The sequence below is a fragment of the Comamonas sp. NLF-1-9 genome (assembly GCF_019195435.1).
Taxonomy (GTDB): Bacteria; Pseudomonadota; Gammaproteobacteria; order Burkholderiales; family Burkholderiaceae_C; genus Comamonas_C.
This window is the reverse complement of sequence record NZ_CP078069.1, coordinates 212,516-234,790: the sequence shown is the minus strand read 5'-3', so window position 1 is coordinate 234,790 and position 22,275 is coordinate 212,516. Positions and strand designations below refer to the sequence as shown.

Annotated in this window: 22 protein-coding genes and 1 tRNA gene; 16 read left to right on the top strand and 7 right to left on the bottom strand. The window is 66.3% G+C overall.

The genetic code is table 11. From position 1 onward, the window contains the following. Positions 1-151: 151 nt before the first annotated feature. From pgsA to KUD94_RS01050, 3 genes are read right to left on the bottom strand one after another with little or no spacing between them, the layout of a single operon-like run. Positions 152-718 (bottom strand): CDP-diacylglycerol--glycerol-3-phosphate 3-phosphatidyltransferase, encoded by a 567-nt coding sequence (gene pgsA, locus KUD94_RS01060; RefSeq protein ID WP_218238077.1) that lies wholly within the window; start codon positions 716-718, stop codon positions 152-154. Between the two features lie 42 nt (positions 719-760). Next, positions 761-1,678: an SPFH domain-containing protein gene (locus KUD94_RS01055; protein ID WP_218238076.1), complete on the bottom strand. Its 918-nt coding sequence runs from the start codon at positions 1,676-1,678 to the stop codon at positions 761-763. 51 nt (positions 1,679-1,729) lie between these two features. Beyond that, positions 1,730-2,161: an NfeD family protein gene (locus KUD94_RS01050; RefSeq protein WP_218238075.1), complete on the bottom strand. Its 432-nt coding sequence runs from the start codon at positions 2,159-2,161 to the stop codon at positions 1,730-1,732. A 147-nt stretch (positions 2,162-2,308) separates the two neighbouring features. On the opposite strand from KUD94_RS01050, the gene KUD94_RS01045 reads away from it, so the two are divergent. The 14 genes from KUD94_RS01045 (at position 2,309) to KUD94_RS00980 (ending at position 16,108) form a co-directional block, all read left to right on the top strand. Continuing rightward, positions 2,309-4,585 carry an arginine/lysine/ornithine decarboxylase gene (locus KUD94_RS01045; protein ID WP_218238074.1) on the top strand — a complete coding sequence of 759 codons (2,277 nt, stop codon included), beginning with the start codon at positions 2,309-2,311 and terminating at the stop codon, positions 4,583-4,585. Between the two features lie 222 nt (positions 4,586-4,807). Beyond that, positions 4,808-6,727 (top strand): threonine--tRNA ligase, encoded by a 1,920-nt coding sequence (gene thrS, locus KUD94_RS01040; RefSeq protein WP_218238073.1) that lies wholly within the window; start codon positions 4,808-4,810, stop codon positions 6,725-6,727. A gap of 81 nt (positions 6,728-6,808) precedes the next feature. Beyond that, positions 6,809-7,411: a translation initiation factor IF-3 gene (infC, locus tag KUD94_RS01035; RefSeq protein WP_218238072.1), complete on the top strand. Its 603-nt coding sequence runs from the start codon at positions 6,809-6,811 to the stop codon at positions 7,409-7,411. 176 nt (positions 7,412-7,587) lie between these two features. After that, on the top strand, positions 7,588-7,791 hold the full coding sequence (rpmI, locus tag KUD94_RS01030) for a 50S ribosomal protein L35 (RefSeq protein WP_146914053.1): 204 nt from the start codon (positions 7,588-7,590) through the stop codon (positions 7,789-7,791). 27 nt (positions 7,792-7,818) lie between these two features. Beyond that, positions 7,819-8,178 (top strand): 50S ribosomal protein L20, encoded by a 360-nt coding sequence (gene rplT / locus KUD94_RS01025; RefSeq protein WP_146911700.1) that lies wholly within the window; start codon positions 7,819-7,821, stop codon positions 8,176-8,178. 104 nt (positions 8,179-8,282) lie between these two features. Then, the gene (pheS, locus tag KUD94_RS01020) at positions 8,283-9,356 is read left to right on the top strand and encodes a phenylalanine--tRNA ligase subunit alpha (RefSeq protein ID WP_218238071.1); all 1,074 of its coding nucleotides are present in this window, start codon (positions 8,283-8,285) and stop codon (positions 9,354-9,356) included. Between the two features lie 115 nt (positions 9,357-9,471). Then, on the top strand, positions 9,472-11,901 hold the full coding sequence (pheT, locus tag KUD94_RS01015; protein ID WP_218238070.1) for a phenylalanine--tRNA ligase subunit beta: 2,430 nt from the start codon (positions 9,472-9,474) through the stop codon (positions 11,899-11,901). Continuing rightward, positions 11,898-12,236 (top strand): integration host factor subunit alpha, encoded by a 339-nt coding sequence (locus tag KUD94_RS01010; RefSeq protein ID WP_218238069.1) that lies wholly within the window; start codon positions 11,898-11,900, stop codon positions 12,234-12,236. The genes pheT and KUD94_RS01010 overlap by 4 nt, the downstream gene beginning before the upstream one ends. Positions 12,237-12,329: 93 nt before the next feature. Further along, on the top strand, positions 12,330-12,707 hold the full coding sequence (locus tag KUD94_RS01005) for a MerR family transcriptional regulator (protein ID WP_218238068.1): 378 nt from the start codon (positions 12,330-12,332) through the stop codon (positions 12,705-12,707). A 25-nt stretch (positions 12,708-12,732) separates the two neighbouring features. Then, a tRNA-Pro gene (locus tag KUD94_RS01000) sits at positions 12,733-12,809 on the top strand. Between the two features lie 210 nt (positions 12,810-13,019). Beyond that, complete coding sequence (locus KUD94_RS00995; protein ID WP_218239148.1) at positions 13,020-14,009, top strand: adenosine deaminase; 990 nt, start codon at positions 13,020-13,022, stop codon at positions 14,007-14,009. A 25-nt stretch (positions 14,010-14,034) separates the two neighbouring features. Then, on the top strand, positions 14,035-14,766 hold the full coding sequence (gene serB, locus KUD94_RS00990; RefSeq protein ID WP_218238067.1) for a phosphoserine phosphatase SerB: 732 nt from the start codon (positions 14,035-14,037) through the stop codon (positions 14,764-14,766). Between the two features lie 17 nt (positions 14,767-14,783). Next, on the top strand, positions 14,784-15,167 hold the full coding sequence (gene crcB / locus KUD94_RS00985; RefSeq protein ID WP_218238066.1) for a fluoride efflux transporter CrcB: 384 nt from the start codon (positions 14,784-14,786) through the stop codon (positions 15,165-15,167). Between the two features lie 77 nt (positions 15,168-15,244). After that, complete coding sequence (locus KUD94_RS00980) at positions 15,245-16,108, top strand: TIGR00730 family Rossman fold protein (RefSeq protein WP_218238065.1); 864 nt, start codon at positions 15,245-15,247, stop codon at positions 16,106-16,108. 36 nt (positions 16,109-16,144) lie between these two features. Here the strand turns inward: KUD94_RS00980 and KUD94_RS00975 are convergent, their stop codons facing one another. Continuing rightward, positions 16,145-17,317: a cytochrome P450 gene (locus tag KUD94_RS00975; protein ID WP_218238064.1), complete on the bottom strand. Its 1,173-nt coding sequence runs from the start codon at positions 17,315-17,317 to the stop codon at positions 16,145-16,147. A 264-nt stretch (positions 17,318-17,581) separates the two neighbouring features. Here KUD94_RS00975 and KUD94_RS00970 point away from each other — a divergent pair, with 264 nt between their 5' ends. Continuing rightward, positions 17,582-17,890: a c-type cytochrome gene (locus KUD94_RS00970; RefSeq protein WP_218238063.1), complete on the top strand. Its 309-nt coding sequence runs from the start codon at positions 17,582-17,584 to the stop codon at positions 17,888-17,890. Positions 17,891-17,901: 11 nt separating this feature from the next. Next, positions 17,902-19,182 carry an NAD(P)/FAD-dependent oxidoreductase gene (locus KUD94_RS00965; RefSeq protein ID WP_218238062.1) on the top strand — a complete coding sequence of 427 codons (1,281 nt, stop codon included), beginning with the start codon at positions 17,902-17,904 and terminating at the stop codon, positions 19,180-19,182. A 46-nt stretch (positions 19,183-19,228) separates the two neighbouring features. On the opposite strand, the gene KUD94_RS00960 is transcribed toward KUD94_RS00965, so the two are convergent. The 3 genes from KUD94_RS00960 to KUD94_RS00950 all read right to left on the bottom strand — a co-directional run bounded on the left by KUD94_RS00960 (position 19,229) and on the right by KUD94_RS00950 (position 22,265). After that, positions 19,229-19,417, bottom strand: a complete 189-nt coding sequence (locus tag KUD94_RS00960) for a hypothetical protein (protein WP_218238061.1) — start codon at positions 19,415-19,417, stop codon at positions 19,229-19,231. Positions 19,418-19,615: 198 nt separating this feature from the next. After that, positions 19,616-21,235, bottom strand: a complete 1,620-nt coding sequence (gene rmuC, locus KUD94_RS00955) for a DNA recombination protein RmuC (RefSeq protein WP_218238060.1) — start codon at positions 21,233-21,235, stop codon at positions 19,616-19,618. A 64-nt stretch (positions 21,236-21,299) separates the two neighbouring features. Further along, the gene (locus tag KUD94_RS00950) at positions 21,300-22,265 is read right to left on the bottom strand and encodes a D-glycerate dehydrogenase (protein WP_218238059.1); all 966 of its coding nucleotides are present in this window, start codon (positions 22,263-22,265) and stop codon (positions 21,300-21,302) included. Positions 22,266-22,275 lie beyond the last annotated feature (10 nt).

The following is a 22,275-nucleotide window of genomic DNA, read 5'->3' as shown; positions in this document are numbered from 1 at the left end:
GCCCACAGGGGAAAACGCATGTCGGCCATGGCAGCCGCGTACATTAAAACCGTCGCCTTTTCGGGTGTCAATCCGTCTGAACCCGCTTGGTGACCGGGCAAATTCTAGTCGCATTTGCCCTCGCCTTCCCGCCGCGCCTGCCGCCTGGGCTTCAGCGGGTGCGCGCCCGGATCTCGGGCAAGGCGCGCTGCAGGTAATAGACCATGGACCAGATGGTGAGCACGGCCGCCAGCCAGATCAGCCATTTGCCCCAGACGCCCGTGTCCAGCACACCGGCTACCGGTGCATCAAAGAGCAGAAACGGGATCGCGATCATCTGCACCGCCGTCTTGACCTTGCCCAGCATGTGCACCGCTACGCTCTTGCTCGCCCCCAGATGCGCCATCCACTCACGCAGCGCGCTGATGGCGATCTCGCGCCCGATGATGATGAGCGCGACGAACACGTCCACCCGAGCCAGGTGCACCAGCACCAGCAGGGAGGCGCTGACCAGGAACTTGTCCGCCACCGGATCCAGAAACGCGCCAAAGGCCGAGGTCTGGTTGAGCTTGCGCGCGAGATAGCCGTCGAACCAGTCGGTGGCGGCAAACACCACGAACAGCGCCGTCGCCACCTGGTTGCGCAGCACCATCTCCAGCGGCAGGTAATACACGCCGACGATCAGCGGAATGGCGACGATGCGCGCCCAGGTCAGCAGCGTGGGGATGGTGAAGAACATGCGTGCGTCCCGCAGCGCGGCGAGTGTCTGCGCGCCGCTGACTCAGGCCGGGCGCTGCCCCGTCTGCACCATCTTCATGGCTGAGGTGATCAAGGCCGACACCTCCGTCATGTTGCTCGGCACGACCAGCGTGGTGGTGGCGTCCGAGGCCACCCGGCTGTAGGCATCGACCGCCTTTTCTGCCACCTTGAGCTGCACCGCCTGATCGCCCGCCGGCTGGCGGATGGCGGCGGCCACGCGCTCAATGGCGTCGGCAGTGGCCGCGGCAACGGCCGTGATGGCGGCCGCCTCGCCTTCGGCGTTGTTGATCTGCGCCTGTTTTTCCCCTTCGGACCTGGCGATGGCGGCCTGCTTCTGCCCTTCGGCCAGGTTGATTTCCTCCTGGCGCTTGCCCTCGGAGGTAGCGATGACCGCGCGCTTTTCCCGCTCTGCGGTGATCTGCGCCTGCATCGCGCGCAGGATTTCAGCCGGCGGCGTGAGGTCCTTGATTTCGTAGCGCAAGACCTTCACGCCCCAGTTGAGCGCCGCCTGATCGATGGCGTCCACCACCTGGGCGTTGATCATGTTGCGCTCCTCGAAGGTCTTGTCCAGCTCCAGCTTGCCGATGACGCTGCGCAGCGTGGTCTGGGCCAGCTGCGTGACGGCAACGACGTAGTTGCTCGATCCGTAGCTGGCGCGCATCGGGTCGGTCACCTGGAAGTACAGGATGCCGTCCACCTGCAGCTGCGTGTTGTCGCGCGTGATGCAGACCTGGCTGGGCACATCCAGCGGAATCTCCTTCAGGCTGTGCTTGTAGGCCACGCGGTCGATGAAGGGGATGATGAATTTCGGCCCCGGGGCCAGGGTACCCGCGTATTTGCCCAGGCGCTCGACCACCCAGGCGTTCTGCTGGGGCACGATCTTGACCGCCCGCACGATGAAGATCACCGCGATGATGAATATGGCAATGGCAACTTCCATGACGACTCCCACCCAGGTTGCAAATCCTGCAGGCCCCAAGGCCTGCTGCATTCAAACAGGCTCCACCATCAGGCGGTTGCCCACCAGCTCGACGACGCGGTACATGCCGGGCAGCGCCTGCACGCCGGGCCGGTGCACCGCCGTCCAGTTGGCGCCGCGGTATTTCACCACAGCGGTTCCGTCCTCGGCCCAGGCGTCGATGCGCACGCGCTCGCCCACGTCGAGGTTGACCGCGCGGTCGGCCCGGGCCGGCGGGTCGCCGGGTCGATGGCGCTTGAGCCAGTATGCGGCAAACACCGCGCCCGAGCCCACCACGGCGCCGGCGACGATCTGAGCCACGCCGCCCAGGCCCAGATGCGCAGCCACGGCGCCCGCTGCCAGGCCCAGCGCAAGCATCAGCAAATACAACGTGCCACTGAGCAGCTCGACGATCACCACGACCCCCGTGGCCAGCCACCACAAGCTTGCAGCACTGAGTTCCATGGCAAAGCCTCCTGTTTCGCGTTAGGGTATGGGTGTGGCGGGGTGCATACGCATTGTCCTTGAACCGCCCGCCAGCGGTCTTGGCAAGCTGGCTTTTTACCTACACTTCGCGCCATTTTGTCATTGCGCGCACGCCGGAGCCGGCCCATGAAATTTCGCTTTCCGATTGTCATCATCGACGAGGACTACCGTTCCGACAACACCTCGGGCCTGGGCATACGCGCGTTGGCGCAGGCCATCGAAGCGGAAGGCTTCGAGGTGCTTGGCGTCACGAGCTACGGCGACCTGACGCAGTTTGCCCAGCAGCAAAGCCGCGCCAGCGCCTTCATCCTGTCGATCGACGACGAGGAAATCACGCTGGGCTCGGGGCAGGACCCGATCATCCACAGCCTGCGCGCCTTCATCGAGGAGGTGCGGCGCAAGAACGCCGACGTGCCGATCTACATCTACGGCGAAACCCGCACCAGCCGGCACCTGCCCAACGACATCCTGCGCGAGCTGCATGGCTTCATCCACATGTTCGAGGACACGCCGGAATTCGTGGCCAAGCACATCATCCGCGAGGCCAAGGGCTACCTGGAAGGCATTCAGCCGCCGTTCTTCAAGGCGCTGCTCGACTATGCCGAGGACGGCTCGTATTCCTGGCACTGCCCGGGCCATTCGGGCGGCGTGGCTTTTCTCAAGAGCCCGATAGGCCAGATGTACCACCAGTTCTACGGCGAGAACATGCTGCGCGCCGACGTGTGCAACGCGGTGGAAGAGCTGGGCCAGCTGCTGGACCACAACGGCGCGATCGGCGAGAGCGAACGCAATGCCGCGCGCATCTTCAACGCCGACCACTGCTTCTTCGTGACCAATGGCACCTCGACGAGCAACAAGATCGTCTGGCACCATACGGTCGCGCCCGGCGACGTGGTGGTGGTGGACCGCAACTGCCACAAATCCATCCTGCACTCCATCATCATGACGGGTGCGATACCGGTGTTCCTCAAGCCCACGCGCAACCACTTCGGCATCATCGGGCCCATCCCCAAGTCCGAGTTCGAGCCGGCCACCATCGAGGCCAAGATCCGCGCCAACCCCTTGCTCAAGGGCGTCGACCCGAAGAAGGTGCGCCCGCGCATCCTCACGCTCACCCAGTCCACCTACGACGGCGTGCTCTACAACACCGAGACCATCAAGCAGATGCTCGACGGCTATGTGGACAACCTGCACTTTGACGAGGCCTGGCTGCCGCATGCGGCTTTTCACCCCTTCTATGGCAGCTACCACGCGATGGGCAAGAAGCGCGCACGGCCCAAGCAGTCGGTGGTGTATTCGACCCAGTCGATACACAAGCTGCTCGCCGGCATCAGCCAGGCGAGCCACGTACTGGTGCAAGACAGCCAGAGCACCAAGCTGGACTGGCACCTGTTCAACGAGGCCTACCTGATGCACACCTCCACCTCGCCGCAGTACAGCATCATCGCGAGCTGCGACGTGGCCGCGGCCATGATGGAGCCGCCGGGCGGCACCGCGCTGGTGGAAGAGTCCATCCTCGAAGCGCTGAACTTCCGCCGCGCGATGCGCAAGGTGGAAGAGGAATTCGGCGCCGACGACTGGTGGTTCAAGGTCTGGGGGCCGGAGAAGATCGCCGAAGAAGGCATAGGCCGGGCCGACGACTGGATCATCCGCAGCGACGGCAAGAGCAAGAAGAACGGCAGCAAGTGGCACGGCTTTGGCAACCTGGCCGACGGCTTCAACATGCTCGACCCGATCAAGTCCACCATCGTCACGCCCGGCCTGGACCTGGACGGCAAGTTCCACAAGATGGGCATTCCGGCGAGCATCGTCACCAAATACCTGGCCGAGCACGGCGTGGTGGTGGAAAAGACCGGGCTCTACAGCTTCTTCATCATGTTCACCATCGGCATCACCAAGGGCCGCTGGAACACCATGCTCACCGCCTTGCAGCAGTTCAAGGACGACTACGAGAAGAACCAGCCGATGTGGCGCATCCTGCCCGAGTTCAGCCAACAGCAGCGGCGCTACGAGCACATGGGCCTGAAGGACTTGTGCCAGCACGTGCACGAGCTGTATGCGCGCTACAACGTGGCGCGCCTGACCACCGAGATGTACCTGTCGCCGCTGACCCCGGCGATGAAGCCGAGCGACGCTTTTGCGCACATCGCCGCGCGCAAGACTGAGCGCGTGGCCATCGACGACCTTGAAGGGCGCATCACCACCAGCCTGATCACGCCTTATCCGCCGGGCATACCTCTGCTCATTCCGGGCGAGGTGTTCAACCGCAAGATCGTGGACTACCTCAAGTTCGCGCGCGAGTTCTCGCGCCTGTGCCCCGGCTTCGATACCGACATCCATGGCCTGGTGGAGCTCAAGGACGAAGACGGCACCATGCATTATTTTGCGGACTGCGTCGCCTGAATTTGCCCTTGGCGTTAAAATGGACAGCTTCATCGAGACAGCAAGGGCAAGAAAGGCATACCCGGTTATGACACCGCGAACTACCACCGCAAAGGAAACCGGCCCGCTGGGCTGATGGTTCGCGCCTGCCCGAAAGCCTTTCTCTTTCCCACCAGAAGCGCGGACCTTGTTCCGCGCTTTTTGTTGTCTTGATCACCCACCGCTATGCAAGGGACTCACGCCATGGTTCAGATCACGCTACCTGACGGTTCGCAGCGCCAGTTTCCCGGGCCCGTCACCATCGCTGAAGTCGCCGCCTCGATCGGCGCGGCTCTGGCGCGGGCCGCGATTGCCGGCAAGGTCGACGGCAAGGTGGTCGACATGGCCTACACGATCGCCGCCGACAGCCAAGTGGCCATCCTCACCATCAAGGACGCCGAGGGCCTGGACGTGATACGCCACTCCACGGCCCACCTGCTGGCCTATGCGGTCAAGGAGCTGTTCCCCGACGCCCAGGTGACGATCGGCCCAGTCATCGAAAACGGTTTCTATTACGACTTCAGCTACAAGCGCCCGTTCACGCCGGAAGACCTGGCTGCAATCGAAAAGCGCATGACCGAACTCGCCGCCAAGGACGAGCCGGTGGTGCGCCGCGTGCTGCCGCGCGACGCCGCGGTCGAATATTTCAGGGGCCTGGGCGAGCACTACAAGGCCGAGATCATCGCCAGCATCCCGGCGGGCGAGGAGGTGAGCCTGTACCGTGAGGGCAGCTTCGAGGACCTGTGCCGCGGCCCGCACGTGCCCAGCACAGGCAAGCTCAAGCACTTCAAGCTGATGAAGGTGGCCGGCGCCTACTGGCGCGGCGACCACCGCAACGAGATGCTGCAACGCATCTACGGCACGGCCTGGGCCAGCAAGGAAGACCTGCAGACCTACCTCAGCATGCTGGAGGAAGCGGAAAAGCGCGACCACCGGCGCCTGGGGCGCGAGCTCGACCTGTTTCACATCGACGAGCATTCGCCGGGCACGGTGTTCTGGCACCCGCGCGGCTGGGCGATCTGGCAGCAGGTGGAGCAGTACATGCGGCGCGTCTACCGCGACAGCGGCTACCAGGAGGTCAAGGCGCCGCAGATCCTGGACAAGGGCCTGTGGGAAAAGACGGGCCACTGGGACAAGTACCGTGAAAACATGTTCACGACCGAGTCGGAAAAGCGCGAATACGCACTCAAGCCGATGAACTGCCCGGGCCACATCCTGATCTTCAAGCAGGGCGTGAAGAGCTACCGCGACCTGCCGCTGCGCTATGGCGAGTTTGGCGCCTGCCACAGGAACGAGCCCACAGGCGGCCTGCACGGCATCATGCGCGTGCGCGCCTTCACGCAGGACGACGGCCACGTCTTCTGCACCGAAGACCAGATCCAGGACGAGGTGCTCGCCTTCACGCGCGTGCTGCAGAAGGTGTATGCGGACTTCGGCTTCCACGACATCATCTACAAGATCGCCACGCGCCCCGAGGCGCGCATAGGCTCGGACGAAGTCTGGGACAAGGCCGAGGCGGCGCTCATCGAGAGTCTCAAGGCCACAGGCTGCGACTACGAGCTCTCACCCGGCGAAGGCGCGTTCTACGGCCCCAAGATCGAGTACACGCTCAAGGACGCCATCGGGCGCCAGTGGCAGTGCGGCACGATCCAGGTGGACTTCTCCATGCCCGAGCGCCTGGACGCCGAATACGTGGGCGAGGACGGCGCGCGCCATCGCCCGGTGATGCTGCACCGCGCCATCGTCGGCTCTCTGGAGCGCTTCATCGGCATCCTGATCGAGCAGCACGCGGGCGCCCTGCCCGCCTGGCTCGCGCCGGTGCAAGTCGCGGTGCTCAACATCACGGATGCACAGGCCGACTACTGTCGCGAAATTGCCGCAAAGCTGCAAAAAGCGTTGCCGAATCAAGATCTTAGGGTGGTGACGGCGCTGGGCAACCAGAAGATTACGTATAAAATACGTGAGCAAGCGCTGCAAAAGCCGCCCTATATCCTGGTCGCGGGCGACAAGGAAAAGGCCGCTGGCAGCGTTGCGGTACGTGCCCGGGGCAATGTGGACCTGGGCGTGATGTCTCTCGACGCCTTCGTCGAACGGATCGCACGGGACATCGCCTCCAAAGCCTGATTCTTCGTGGTTGCAACCACGCTTTGGTGCACGTCGCATGTGCGCAAGCGGCTACGCTTTTCGTAGTCAAATTGAACAGAGGTGAAAACCATCGCTACTGAATACCGTGATCGCCGTCACCGCGAGGAGCGCAAGCACCGGCTGAACCGGGAAATCATGGCGCCTGAAGTGCGTCTGACCGGACCGGACAATGAGGCCATAGGCATCGTGAGCCTGCAGGAAGCCCTGCGCATGGCGGGCGATCTGGACGTGGATCTGGTGGAGATTGCCGCCACGGCCCACCCGCCCGTCTGCCGCCTGATGGATTACGGCAAGTTCAAGTACCAGGAGCAGAAGAAGGCGGCCGAGGCCAAGGCCAAGCAGACCGTCATCGACATCAAGGAAGTGAAGTTCCGCCCCGGTACCGATGAAGGCGACTACAACATCAAGCTGCGCAACATCCGCCGTTTTCTGGGCGAAGGCGACAAGGTGAAGGTGACGCTGCGCTTTCGCGGCCGCGAGATCACCCACCAGGAACTGGGCCTGGCCCTGCTCAACCGCCTGCGCGACGAGCTGGCCGACACCATCCAGGTGGAGCAGTTTCCCAAGCTCGAAGGCCGCCAGATGGTGATGATGATTGCGCCGGCGCGCAAGAAGCAAGCCAGCGCCAAGAGCGCGGGCAGCAACGCCGCAACCACGGCGTAGGCAAGAGGCAAGATGTGGCGCGGCGGCACTGCCGGCGCGCCAACAGGCGGCGCGAGAGCGCTGCCGCACGGGCTGCGGCGCAAGCGGCGGCACGTTTCAGAAGTGGCTCGGGGCCTGCAAGTTTGCACAGCGGTGTGCAAACGCCTCGCGAGCACAAATGAAGAAGGAGCATGCAAATGCCCAAAATGAAGACCAAGAGCGGCGCGAAGAAGCGTTTCCGCGTTCGTCCAGGTGGCACCGTCAAGCGGGGCCAGGCGTTCAAGCGCCACATCCTGACCAAGAAGAGCACCAAGAACAAGCGCCAGTTGCGTGGCACGGTGGCGGTGCATGACGGTGACATGGGCTCCATCGCCAGGATGATGCCCATGGCCGGTCTGTAATCAACTTGACGAACCAGGAGTAAACACATGCCTCGCGTCAAACGTGGTGTGACGGCCCGCGCCCGTCATAAAAAGGTTCTCGCCCTTGCCAAGGGTTTCCGTGGTCGCCGCGGCAACGTCTTTCGCATCGCCAAGCAGGCGGTGATGAAGGCGGGCCAGTACGCCTACCGCGATCGCCGCAACAAGAAGCGCGTCTTCCGTCGTCTGTGGATCACCCGCATCAACGCCGCCGTGCGTGCCCAGGGCTTGACCTACAGCCAGTTCACCAACGGCCTGAAGAAGGCCGCCATCGAGATCGACCGCAAGATGCTGGCCGATCTCGCGGTGCACGACGAAGCCGCCTTTGCCGGCATCGTGGAGCAGGTCAAGGCCAGGCTGGCGGCCTGAGTTCCTGCGCGGCTGCTATCTTTGTGATAGCTGCCGACGCTTCTCTCACGGGGGCCAGGGCTTGAAAAGGCACTGGCCCCCGTTTCTTTCTGCCCGAGTTTTTCATGACTGATCTGGACACCCTGGTTGCAAGCGCGCAAGAGCAACTGAACGCCGCCCCCACGGCCGCCGAGCTGGAGAACGCCAAGGCGCAGTTCTTGGGCAAGTCGGGGCGCCTGACCGAGCTCATGAAGGGCATGGCCCAGCTCTCGCCCGAGGAAAAGCGCACGCGCGGCGCGGCGATCAACGCGGCCAAGCAGGCCATCGAGGCCGCGCTCGGCGCCCGCCGCCAGGCGCTGCAGGATGCCGAGCTTGAGACCCATCTGAAAGCCGAGGCGCTGGACGTGAGCCTGCCGGGGCGCACCCGCGGCGTGGGCAGCCTGCACCCGGTGACGCTGACCATGGAGCGCATCGAGGCCATCTTCGGCTCCATGGGTTTTGACGTGGCCGACGGCCCCGAGATCGAGACCGACTGGTTCAGCTTCACCTCGCTGAACAACCCGCCCAACCACCCAGCGCGTTCGATGCAGGACACCTTCTACATCGACGGCAAAAGCAGCGACGGCCTGCCGCTGAACCTGCGCCCGCACACCAGCCCGATGCAGGTGCGCTATGCCCACGCGCACATCCGCAAGCATGCGGCCGGGTTCGACCCGCGTGCGGGCAAACCCTGGGACGGCTCCCTGCCCGACATCCGCGTGATCGCCCCGGGGCGCACCTACCGTGTCGATTCGGACGCCACGCATTCGCCGATGTTCCACCAGTGCGAAGGCTTGTGGCTGGGCGAGAACGTGAGTTTTGCCGACTTGAAGACGATTTTTACCGGCTTTTGCAAGACGTTTTTTGAAAACGACGATCTGGTGCTGCGCTTTCGGCCCAGCTTCTTCCCCTTCACCGAGCCCAGCGCCGAGATCGACATCCAATTCCCTTCCGGGCCGCTTGCCGGACGCTGGCTGGAAGTGGCCGGCTCTGGCCAGGTGCATCCCAACGTGGTGCGCCACATGGGGCTCGACCCCGAGCGCTACATCGGCTTTGCCTTTGGCATGGGGCCGGACCGCCTGACCATGCTGCGCTACGGCGTGAATGACCTGCGCTTGTTTTTTGACGGAGACATCCGCTTTCTGTCGCAGTTTCAGTAAAAAGGAGAGCTGCTAGCGCACGTCCGCACTGGATTTCAAGATGTTTTTTGTTTGAAATCGTTGATATTAAGGCGCTGGCAGCTATTCGTTTCAGAGCACCCCAGAGTACCCGAACATGCAATTCCCCGAATCCTGGTTGCGCGAATTCTGCAATCCGCCGCTGAGCACCCAGGCGCTGGCCGACACCCTGACCATGGCCGGGCTGGAGGTGGAAGAAACCCGCCCCGTCGCGCCGCCGTTTTCCGGCGTGGTGGTCGGCCAGATCAAGGCCGCCGAGCCGCACCCCGACGCCGACCGCCTGCGCGTGTGCCAGGTGGACGTGGGCGGGCCGCAGCTGCTCAGCATCGTCTGCGGCGCACCCAATGCTCGCGTGGGCATTCGCGTGCCCTGCGCCCTGGTGGGCGCCGAGCTGCCGCCGGGCGAAGACGGCAAGGCGTTTCACATCAAGGTCGGCAAGCTGCGCGGGGTGCAAAGCCACGGCATGCTGTGCTCGGCGCGCGAGCTCAAGCTGTCCGACGACCACGGCGGGCTGCTGGAACTGGCTGCCGACGCGCCGCTGGGTCAGGACATCCGCGAGCACCTGCAACTGGACGACACGCTCTTCACGCTCAAGCTCACGCCCAACCTCGGGCATGCGCTCAGCGTCTACGGCGTGGCGCGCGAGCTCTCGGCGCTCACCGGCGCGCCGCTGAAAACGCCGCAGTTCTCCAAGGCCGCGACCGCCATCGACGACCGCCTGCCGGTGCGCATCGAGGCGCCCGATCTGTGCGGGCGCTTTTCCGGCCGCGTGGTGCGCCGGGTCAACCCGCGCGCGCAAACCCCGCAGTGGATGGTGCAGCGCCTGGCGCGCTGCGGCCAGCGCAGCGTGGCGCCGCTGGTGGATATCTCCAACTACGTGATGTTCGAGCTGGGCCGGCCCTCGCACATCTTCGACCTGGACAAGATCCAAGGCGGCCTCACCGTGCGCTGGGGCAAGGCGGGTGAAACCCTTGCGCTGCTCAACGGAAATACCGTGACCGTGGATGAAAGCATCGGCGTGATTGCCGACGAGCGCACGCTGGAGTCGCTCGCCGGCATCATGGGCGGCGAGGCCACGGCCGTGGGCGATGCCACGCGCGACATCTTCATCGAAGCCGCGTTCTGGTGGCCCGAGGCGATTGCCGGGCGCTCGCGCCGCTTCAACTTCTCGACCGACGCCGGCCATCGCTTCGAGCGCGGCGTAGACCCCGAGCACACCGTGGAGCACATCGAGCGCATCACCGAGCTGGTGCTGGCCATCTGCGGCACGCCCGAGACCGTCTGCGGCCCGATCGACGACCAGCGCGCCCGGCTGCCCGCGCCCGCGCCGGTCCTGCTGCGCGTGGCGCGCGCGAGCAAGGTCACAGGCATGGCGCTCAGCCAGGCGCAGTGCGTGGATGCGCTCGAGCGCCTGGGCCTGGCGGTGCAGCAGCGCGAGGGCGTAATCGAAGTCACCCCGCCCAGCTACCGCTTCGATCTGCGCCTGGAAGAAGACCTGATCGAAGAGGTGGCGCGCATCATCGGCTACCAGAAGCTGCCCACCGAGGCGCCGCTGGGCCGCATCGCCCCGCGCCTGCGCCCCGAGAGCCGGCGCAGCCGCTACGCGGTGCGCCGCGAGATGGCCGCGCTGGGCTACCAGGAAACCATCAATTTCAGCTTCGTGCAGGAGCGCTGGGAGCAGGAGCTCGCCGGCAACGACGCGCCGATTCGCCTGCTCAACCCCATCGCCAGCCAGATGAGCGTCATGCGCTCGAGTCTGCTGGGCTCGCTCATGCAGGTGCTCAAGTCCAATCTGGACCGCAAGGCCGCGCGCGTGCGCGTGTTCGAGGTCGGCCGCGTCTTTCGGCGCGACGCGACTGTGCCCGACAGCGACACCAGCGTGCAGGGCTACGCCCAGCCGGTGCGCATCGCCGCGCTCGCCTACGGCAGCAGCGTGCCGATGCAATGGGGCAGCAAGGAGCGTCTGGTCGACTTCTTCGACATCAAGGGTGACGTGCAGGCGCTGCTCAGCGCACTGCAGCCCGACTTCGAGGCCGCGGAGCACCCCGCCATGCACCCGGGGCGCTGCGCGCGCGTGCTGCTGGACGGGCGGCCGATAGGCCATGTGGGCGAGCTGCATCCGCGCTGGCGCCAGAGCTGGGGCCTGCCGCACGCGCCCATGCTCTTCGAGCTCGATTTCGATGCGGTGCGCGAGCACCCGGTGCCGCTCTTTCACCCCGTGGGCCGGCTGCAACATGTGGAGCGCGACATCGCCATCGTCGTCAAGGAGAGCGTCGGCCACGCGCAAGTCATGCAGGCGGCGCGCGGCGCGCTGCCGGGCGGGCTGCTGCGCTCGTGCGTGCTGTTCGACGTGTTTCGCCCGCACCCCGGCAGCACCGGCGCGGCCATCGCAGCGGACGAAAAGAGCCTGGCCATCCGCCTGACGCTGGAGAGCAGCCAGACGACGCTGACCGATGCCGACATCGACACCGCCGTGCAGCAGGTGCTGCAGGCACTGGCCCACCACACCGGAGCGCGACTGCGATGAACACGCCCACTGCCCCGCCCGAGATCGAGCTGGCCGTCGAAAGCCTGGAAACGCCGGCACTCACCAAGGCCCACCTGGCCGAGCTGCTGTTCGAGCAGATCGGGCTGAACAAGCGCGAAGCCAAGGACATAGTCGACGCCTTCTTCGACCTCATCGTCCAGAGCCTGAGCCGCGGCGAAGACGTGAAGCTGTCCAACTTCGGCAACTTCCAGATCCGCACCAAGGCGCCGCGCCCGGGGCGCAACCCGCGCACCGGCGAAGTCATCCCGATCGAAGCGCGCCGCGTGGTCACCTTTCACGCCAGCAACAAGCTCAAGGAACAGCTGCAGAAATGACACGTGCGGGCGCCAAGGCGCCCGCGCGTGCAGGAACCCGGGCGTCTGCTGTACCCTTGCGGGTTTGCTGCGCGTCTTTCTGCCCGGATAGCCATGAGCCTGCAACTGCCGCCGATACCTGCCAAGCGCTACTTCACCATCGGTGAAGTGGCCGACCTGTGCAAGGTCAAGGCGCACGTGCTGCGCTACTGGGAACAGGAATTCACCCAGCTGCGCCCGATGAAGCGCCGCGGCAACCGGCGCTACTACCAGCACCACGAGGTTCTGATGATCCGCCGCATTCGCGAGCTCTTGTACGAGCAGGGCTTCACCATCAGCGGCGCGCGCAATCGCCTGCAAGAGCTCTCGGGCGCGGGCAGCGCCGCGCACGAACTGCAGCTGCAAAGCCAGGCCGACACCCAGGCGCCGCTCAGCGCGCTGCAGCTGCGCCAGCAGCTCGAAGAAATTCGCAGCCTGCTCTCCGAGGCCTGAGAGGCAGGCTACAATCTGCGTCTTTCGGCGTGTAGCGCAGCCTGGTAGCGCACTTGCATGGGGTGCAAGGGGTCGCGAGTTCGAATCCCGCCACGCCGACCAATCACGACAAGGGCTCCTCGCCATCCGGCCAGGGGCCCTTGCCCGTTTTTGCCCGCTTGCGCTGCTTCAAGCTGGCCGTCGCGCCGCGCCCGGGCGTCAGCCGGAGCGCGCCGATGGTATGTTCAGACCTGTCTTTAGCCGACGGAGCCCGACGTGCCCCAGAACCTGCCCCGCATCGCCCCCGAACGCCTGAACGCGCTGCTTGCCGCCATGCCCAAGGCGGAGCTGCACATCCACATCGAGGGCTCGCTCGAGCCGGAAATGATCTTCGAGCTGGCGCGGCGCAATGGCATCGCCCTGCCCTACGCCAGCGTGCAGGATTTGCGCAGCGCCTACGCCTTCAGCGACTTGCAGAGCTTTCTCGACCTGTACTACCAGGGCGCGGGCGTGCTCCAGACCGAAGAGGATTTTTACGAGATGGCGCTTGCCTATCTTGCGCGAGCAGCTATGGATAACATAGTGCACGCGGAAATCTTCTTCGACCCCCAGACCCACACCGAGCGCGGCGTGGCGATGGACAGCGTGGTGCGCGGCCTGGCGCGCGCTTGCGAAGAGGCGCAGCAGCGCCACGGCATCAGCGCCCGCCTGATCCTGAGCTTTCTGCGCCATCTGAGCGAGCGCGAGGCCTTTGAAACCCTGGAGCAAGCGCTGCCGCTGCGCGAGCACTTCATTGGCGTGGGGCTCGATTCCAGCGAGCTCGGGCACCCGCCGGAAAAATTCCAGCGCGTGTTCGCGCGCTGCCGCGAGCTCGGGTTTCACATCGTCGCCCACGCCGGCGAGGAAGGGCCGCCGGCCTACATCTGGCAGGCGCTCGATCTGTTGCATGCCGAGCGCATAGACCACGGCGTGCAGGCGGTGCACGACAAGGCGCTGATGCAGCGCCTGGCGGCCGAGCGCGTACCGCTCACCGTCTGCCCGCTGTCCAACCAGAAGCTGCAGGTCTTCCCCGACCTGCGCCAGCACAATCTCAAGGCGCTGCTCGACGCGGGCCTGGCAGCCACGGCCAATTCGGACGACCCGGCCTACTTTGGCGGCTATCTGAACGACAACCTGCACCAGGTCTTTGCCGCGACCGGCATGGGCGCGCCGCACGCCTGGCAGCTGGCCGCCAACAGTTTCGAGGCAAGCTTTGCCCCGACCAGCGCCAAGGCGCGCTGGATGGACCAGCTGGGCGAGGTGTTCGAGCGCTTTGCGCACTGAAGCGCGGCCGATAATTCCTCCCATCATGAACACCAACACCCCGCGCGAAATTGCGCCCGGCCTGGTGGTGCAGGGCATCACCACGCCGCTGCACCTGTCCGACTACCAACTGCTGGCCTGCGACATGGATTCGACGTTGATCGGCATCGAATGCGTGGACGAGATCGCCGCCGCCGTCGGTCGCAAGGCCGAGGTCGCTGCCATCACCGAAGCGGCCATGCAGGGCCGGATCAGCGACTACAAGGAAAGCCTGCGCCAGCGCGTGGCGCTGCTCGAGGGCGTCACGGTCGAGCAGCTGGAGGCCGTCTACACCGAGCGCCTGCGGCTGAACCCCGGTGCCGAGCGCCTGATGCAGGTGCTGCACGGCGCCGGCGTGGCCACGCTGCTGGTGTCGGGCGGCTTCAGCTTTTTTGCCGACCGGGTGAAGGCGCGTCTAGGCATGCGCTTTGCGCGCTCCAACGTGCTGGAGCTGCGCGGCGGGCGGCTGACGGGCCGCATGGTCGACCAGGTCTGGGGCGACATTTGCGACGGCGCGGAAAAACGCCGCGCCCTGCTGGAGCTGGCTTCGCTCATGGGCATTGCCCCGGCGCAGACCATGGCCATGGGCGACGGCGCCAACGACCTGCAGATGATGGAAGCCGCCGGCCTGTCCGTGGCCTGGCACGCCAAGCCCGCGGTGCGCGCGCGCGCCAATGTGGCAATCGACCAGGGCGGGCTGGACCGGCTGCTGGAAGTCTTCGCACCCGCGCGTGCCTGAAGCGGGCGGGCCGGCGCATGCTTTCCGCCGCCGCCATCTGTCTGGGCGCCAGCTTCGGGGCGCTGCTGCGCTGGGCGCTGGGGCTGTGGCTGAACACCCCGGGCGCGCTGCTGCCCTGGGGCACGTTGGCGGCAAACCTCCTGGGCGGCTACCTGGTGGGGCTGGCAATCGCCGCACTGCAGGCGCTGCCGCAGCTCGACCCGCTCTGGCGCCTGGCGCTGGTGACCGGTTTTCTGGGCGCGCTCACCACTTTTTCCACCTTCTCCGCCGAGGTGCTGGCACTGCTCATGCAAGGGCGGCTGGGCCTGGCGCTGCTGGCGGCCATGCTCCACCTGGCGGGCTCGCTCACCATGACCTGGCTGGGGCTGCACAGCCTGACGCCCTGGCTCAGGGCGGCATGATGCCGCAATTACTCCCATAAAAATAGCGCCTTTCGCAGGCAGCATAATGGGAAGACTCCGATTTTTATAATGAAACCATGGACGCCAATACCGAACTTCGCGACCCTCGCCTGATGCAGATGTGGGGCGAGCTGGACCACGGCCCGCTCGACAGCGACCCGCTCAAGCCCGACGCCTACCGACTGGCCTTCATCGACCCTGAGTTCCTGCAGCGGCGCGAGACGCGCGGCATCCGCTTTCAGCTTGAACTGCTCAAGCCCGATCTGGACCTGGCGGCCCAGGAGATCGAGAGCACCGTAGTGGTCTATGGCAGCGCGCGCACGCTCGCGCCCGAGGAGGCGCAGGCGCAGCTCGATGCCGCGCGCGCCGGCGGCGACGCGCGCGCGATCACGCTGGCCGAGCGCAAACTCAAGAGCTCGCACTACTACGAGCAGGCACGCCGGTTTGCCCGCCACGTGTCCGAATACAGCCAAGGCCGCCCGCCGGCCGAGCGCCTGACCATCTGCACGGGCGGGGGCCCGGGCATCATGGAAGCGGCCAACCGCGGCGCGCACGACGTGGGCGCGCCCAGCATAGGGCTGAACATCACGCTGCCGCACGAGCAAAGCTGCAACCGCTTCATCACACCCTCACTGGCCTTCAAGTTCCACTACTTTGCGCTGCGCAAGATGCATTTCATGATGCGCGCCAAGGCACTGGTCGTCTTCCCCGGGGGTTTTGGCACGCTCGACGAATTGTTCGAGGTGCTGACCCTGGTGCAGACGCGCAAGGCCAAGCCTGTGCCCATCGTGCTCTTCGGCTCGCAGTTCTGGAGCCGCGTGCTGCACCTGGACGTGCTGGTCGAAGAAGGCACGATCCACGAGGAAGACCTGCGGCTGTTTCACGTCACCGACGACGCGCAGCAGGCCTGGGAGATCATCCGCAGCTTCTACGCGGCCTAGGGCGACGCTGAACAAGTCCCTGGCGGCGCCCGCGCCTCAGGCCCAGTCCAGCACCAGCGCCAGGCGCTCGAAGCCCATGGCCGGGTAGCGCGCGTACTGCGCCGGCTGCTGCGGCTGGGCCAGCGCCAAGTGCCTGGTGGCGCCGAGCAAGGCCTGCAGCCACAGCGCCAGTTGCGCCCGCGCCAGTGGCGCGCCGGGGCAGACATGGATGCCCGCGCCGTAGAGCAGGTTGCGCGCGTGATCGCGGCCAAAGCGAAATTCCCCCGGCGCCTCGAACACGCGCGGGTCGCGGTTGGCCGCGCCCCAGTGCACGGTGACGCGCTCGCCGGCCTGAAAGTCGTGCCCGCCAAGGTGCACCGGGCAGCGCGCCACGCGGCGGTTCACCGCAAGCGGCCCGTGCAGACGCAGGATCTCTTCGATCGCCTCGGCCTGCAGCGCGGGCTCGGCGCGCAGTTGCTGCTGCAGCCCGGGGTGGCGGGCCAGCCAGTCGGCCAGGATGCCGACGGAGGCGGCAATGGTGCCGATCTCGCCCACGGTCCAGTTGCGCAGGATGCTCGCTATGGCGCTGCGCGCCAGCGGCTGGCCATCGATGCGCTCGCGCATCAGCGCCTCGGTCGCGTCGCGCGGCGGGCCGTCGGCGCCGGCGTCGCGCTCGTCGAGCAGACGCTCGATCAGCGCTTCAAAGGCCTGGCCGAGCTGCGCCAGGCGTGCTCGATCTTGCGCGAACACCGCCGCATGGTGCTGGGCGATCCAGTCGCACAGCACGCCCTCCAGCGCCAGCGGCCAGCCGAGGAAGGCACACTGCGTGCGTGCCGCATAGGGCAAGGCGCAGGTGGCGATGAAGTCGAAGGCCTGGCCTGCATGCGTCTGGCGCGTCTGGGCCAGCAGTTCTTGCGCCAGGCGCTGGTAGAGCGGGCGCATCGCGGCCACCCGCTCGGGCGCGAAGTAGGGCTCGATCAGGCGCCGGTAGCGCGTGTGCTCGGGCGGATCCATGCCGTTGGGCACCGCCACATGCGCAGACACCACGCTGCTGAAGCGCGCGTGGTCCTGCACCACGGCCAGCACGTCGGCGTGGCGAAACACCGAGGTGTGCAGCACCTGCGATTGCGCCATGCCGTGCGATTCGCGCAAGCGGTCGTATGCCGCCATCGGATTGCGCTGCACCTCGTCGCTGCGCACATCCCAGTCTGAGCTTGAACATTCGGTCATGGCATTGAAAGCGGCACTCAAAAAAACGCCTCGTGCGGCGCCTTAAGGGAAAACCCGACTATGTCACACCCCCGGCAAGCACAAAAACCATCTCCATGCAGCACCAAAGGCCATTGCCTGCCGGGGTTTTTGCTTATGAAATCAATGGCTAAGAACCAAGGGTAAACCCTTGGAGGACACATATAAGCGCCGGCTTACGATGCCCGCACCCGCTGGGTACCAATGATTTTCCGCCCCCCAATGTCCACAGGAGGACGCCAAACCATGAAAAGAATGCTTTTCGCCACCCTTGCGGTCGGTCTCATGACCACCGCCGGTCTTGCCCAGGCCCAGTCCGACCCGCTGCAGGTGCGCAGCTGGGCCGCCGGCTGCGCCAACTGCCACGGCACCGACGGCCACGCCCTCAAGGGCATGCCGCCGCTGGCCGGCAAAAACCAGGCCGACATGACCGACAAGCTGCTCGCCTACAAGAATGGCAGCGCGCCGTCCACCATCATGCAGCAGCTGGCCAAGGGCTATACCGATGAGCAGCTGAGCGCCATCGCCGGCTACTTCGCCGCGCAGAAGAAATGAGGAGGCACACCATGGATCGTCGTCAATTCATTCGTGCCGGCTCGGCCGTTTCGGCCGTCTCCGCGCTGGGCCTGGCAGGCTGCGCCTCGGTGGGCGGTACTGCAGGGGGCAAGGTCGTCGTGGTCGGCGGCGGCTACGGCGGCGCCACTGCGGCCAAGTACATCCGCATGTGGTCCGAGGGCAAGGTCGAGGTCACGCTGGTCGAACCGAACGCGGCCTTCGTCTCCTGCCCGATCTCCAACCTGGTGCTGGGCGGCACCAAGACCATGGCCGACATCACCACGCCCTACGACAACCTGAGCGCGCGCCATGGCGTGAAAGTGGTGCGCGACCGGGTCAGCGGCATCGACCTGGACACGCGCCAGGTCAGGCTCGCTGGCGGGGGCACCCTGGCCTACGACCGCCTGGTTCTCTCACCCGGCGTCGACTTCATGTGGGAGCAACTGCCCGGCATGAACAAGGCCGGCGCGCAGGACCAGGTACTGCATGCCTGGAAGGCCGGTCCGCAGACGCTGGCGCTGCGCCAGCAGCTCGAGGCCATGCCCGACGGCGGCGTGTTTGCCATGAGCATTCCGCTCGCGCCCTACCGCTGCCCGCCCGGCCCCTACGAGCGCGCCTGCCAGGTGGCCAACTACTTCAAGCACGCCAAGCCCAGGTCCAAGGTGCTGGTGCTGGACGCCAACGACGACGTGACCTCCAAGGGCAAGCTGTTCAAGGCCGCGTGGGCCGAGCGCTACAAGGGCATCATCGACTACCGGCCCAAGCACCGCCTCACCGACGTGGACGTGGCCACGAAGACGCTGAAGTTCGACTTCAACGACGACATCAAGGCCGACGTGCTCAACGTGATTCCGCCGATGCGCTCGGGCGACGTGGTGGTCAAGGCGGGCCTGGCCACCGCCAACAAGCGCTGGTGCGAGGTCGACTGGCTGAGCATGGAACACATCCAGGCCAAGGGCGTGCACGTGCTGGGCGATTGCACCCAGAGCGCGCCGTTGATGCCCAAGTCGGGTCACATGGCCAACCAGCACGGTAAGGTAGCGGCGGCCGCGGTGGTTGCGCTGCTCTCGGGCAGGCAGCCGGGCAATCTGCCGATCTACAACAACACCTGCTACAGCTTCGTGAGCGAGAGCGACGTGGTGCACGTGGCCAGCGTGCACCGCTACGACGCGGCCAAGAAGACCATGCTGAGCGTGGAGGGCTCGGGCGGTCTGTCGGCCGCGCCGACCGAAATCGAGGGGCGCTTTGCCCTTGCCTGGGCGAACAACATCTGGGCCGACGCGCTGGCCTGAACGCGGCGACTTCGGACGTGGCAAAGGGGCGCACTGCGCCCCTTTTTCACTTGTCGCCGTGGTGCTTGCGCCCCGAGCCCGACTTCTTGCCGCCGCCCGACTGCTTGTTCACCGTGGCCCAGGCGCGGCGTTCGGCCTCGTCGCTGTCCACGCCGCGCTTTTCGTAGCTGTCCTCGATGTGCTCGGCCTGGCGTTTCTGTTTGTCGGTGTAGGCGGATTTGTCACCTCTGGGCATGCTGTCCTCCGAAGTTGCGGCTGTCTCGATCGGCGCGCCTGCCTCGCGCCCTGTGCGCCAGCGCGGGGCAGCTTTGCCTTGCGCTCCATGCTGCAGCGCGCACGCCGCGCGCGCCGTAGGCCGGGCGCGCCACGGCGTGTAGGACAAACGCGCTCTGCCGCGCTGCCCTGGGACCTCGCCTGGCACCTCTTGGGCGCTTCAGGCGGGCTCGTCGTCCATGTCGGGCAGGCGCGGCTCGGGCGACGGCGGCGCCGGCAGCTCCTGCACGCTGCGCAGCCGGCGCTGGATGGCGCGCGTGCGTACGTCCACCTGCTCGAACTTGCGCGCGGCCGCGTCGATGGATTTGCGCGTGGCTTCCACCGCATCGCCAAACTTGGCGAACTCGGTCTTGACCTGCCCCAGCACGCTCCAGACCTCGGCCGAGCGCTGCTCGATTGCCAGCGTCTTGAAGCCCATCTGCAGACTCGAGAGCATGGCGGCAAAGTTGGCCGGGCCGGTGATCATCACGCGCAGCTCGTTTTGCACCGCCTCCACCAGGCCGGGGCGGCGCATGACCTCGGCAAACAAGCCCTCGGTCGAGAGGTAGAGGATGGCGAAATCCGTGGTGTGCGGCGGCGCCACGTACTTGGCCGAGATCTTTCTGGCCTCGAAGCGGATCGAGGTTTCGAAGGCATTGCCCGCCGCCGCGATGGCCGCCTTGTCGGCCGCGTCCTGGGCATCGAGCAGGCGCTGGTAGTGCTCCACCGGGTATTTGGAGTCGACCGGCAGCCACACCGGCGTGTCCTGGCCCCGGCCCGGCAGGCGAATGGCGAACTCGACCAGCTCGTCGCTGCCCGGCACGGTCTTGACGTTGCGCGCGTACTGCTCGGCGGTGAGCACGTTGTCGATGATCGCGGCCAGTTGCAACTCGCCCCAGGTGCCGCGCGCCTTGACGTTGGTCATCACGCGCTTGAGGTCGCCCACGCTGCCGGCCAGGGTCTGCATCTCGCCCAGGCCCTTGTGCACCTGCTCCAGGCGTTCACTCACGAGCTTGAAGGATTCGCCCAGGCGCCGCTCCAGCGTGGCGTGCAGTTTCTCATCGACGGTGCGGCGCATTTCCTCCAGCCGCATGGCGTTGTCGCCCTGGATCGCGGCCAGGCGCTCGTTCAAGGCATTGCGCAGCGCCTCGCCGCCCTGCTGGTGGCTTGCGACCAGGCCGGAGAGCTGGCGCGTGAGCTCCTGCGTGGTGCTGCCCAGTTGCTCCTTGAGCGTGGCCGAGCTGGCGCCCAGTTGCCCGTGCAGATCGCCCTTGAGCGAATCAAAGCTGCCGCGCAGCACCTCGGCGAGCGCGTCAAAACGCTGCTGTATGCGCTGCGCCATGGCTTCGGTGCTGGCGGCCACGCCCTCGCGCGACTGCGCGCTGTCGCTCACCAGTTGCTGCACCGTGGCCGACAACTCGCTGCGAAAGGCCGCGAGCGCCTGCGTCTGCTCGCCGCGCGCCTGCGCCAGCAGTTGCTCCAGGTGCGATTGCAGCGCGCTGAAGGCGGCCTGCAGCTCGCCCCGGCTGGCGCGGGCTTCCTCGCGCGCCTGGGCCAGGCGCTCGTCGAGCAGGCCGCGCGTGGCCTCGCTGAAGGCATGCAGTTGCTCGCGCATGGCGCTGAGCGCACCGTCGTTGCGCGCCACCACGAGCTGCGTGCCCTGCGCCGCCGCTTCCAGCGCCTGCAGGCGCTCGAGCCACTCGGGCGGCAGCGCCACGCGCGGGCGGCGCAGCAGCAGCGCCACCAGGAGCAAGAGCACCAGCGCCAGCAGCGCCAGGGCAAGAATCCATTCCAGAGCCATGATCAACTACGAAAACAATAGCTAGTCGCGCTTGATGAGCAAGCGCTGGAGCCCTGTTTGATGCTCAATTCACCGGTGTCAGCGGGCCGCTGCCGGCGAAGAAGGAAATCAGGTTGTCCGCAGCCAGTTGCGCCATGGCCCGACGCGTGGGCACGGTGGCGCTGGCGATGTGCGGGGTCAGAACCACGTTGGGCAGCTTGAGCAGCGCGGGGTTCACCCGAGGCTCGCCCTCAAACACGTCCAGCCCGGCCGCCGCCAGACGGCCGTCCGCGAGCGCGCGCGCCAGCGCGTCTTCATCGACCAGGCCGCCGCGGCCGATGTTCACCAGCGTGGCCGTGGGCTTCATGCGCGCAAGCTCTGGCGCGCCGATGATGTGGTGTGCCTGCGCGGTGTAGGGCAGCACCAGCATCAGATGGTCGGACTCGGCCAGCAGCTCCTGCATGCCGACGTAGCGCGCCTTGCACAGCTCTTCGGTGCGCGCATCGAGCCGGTGGCGGTTGTGGTAGAGCACCTCCATGCCAAAGCCCCAGGCGCCGCGCTGAGCGATGGCCTGGCCTATGCGGCCCATGCCAAGGATGCCCAGCGTGCTGCCGTGCACGTCGCGCCCGGCAAACATGTCGTAGCGCCAGCGCTGCCAGCGCCCGGCGCGCAGGAATTTCTCTGCCTCGAGCATGCGCCGCGCGGCGGCCATCAGCAGCGCAAAGCCGAAGTCGGCCGTGGTTTCGGTCAGCACGTCGGGCGTATTGGTGCCGACCACGCCCGCGGCCGTCATCGCCGCCACGTCCAGGTTGTTGTAGCCCGCGGACATGTTGGCGACGATCTTCAGCTCGGACGCCGCCGCCAGCGCCTGGGCGTCGATGCGGTGCGCGCCGGTGATGAAGGCGCCCTGCTTGCCCGCCAGGCGCTGCACGAAGTCCTGCTGGTGCCAGACCTCGCCCTCGCCGATCGCCTGCACCTCGAAGTGCGCACGCAGCGCGTCGAGCACCTCGGGAAAGACGACACAGGCAACCAGCACTTGCGCTTTGGACATGGGCTTTGCC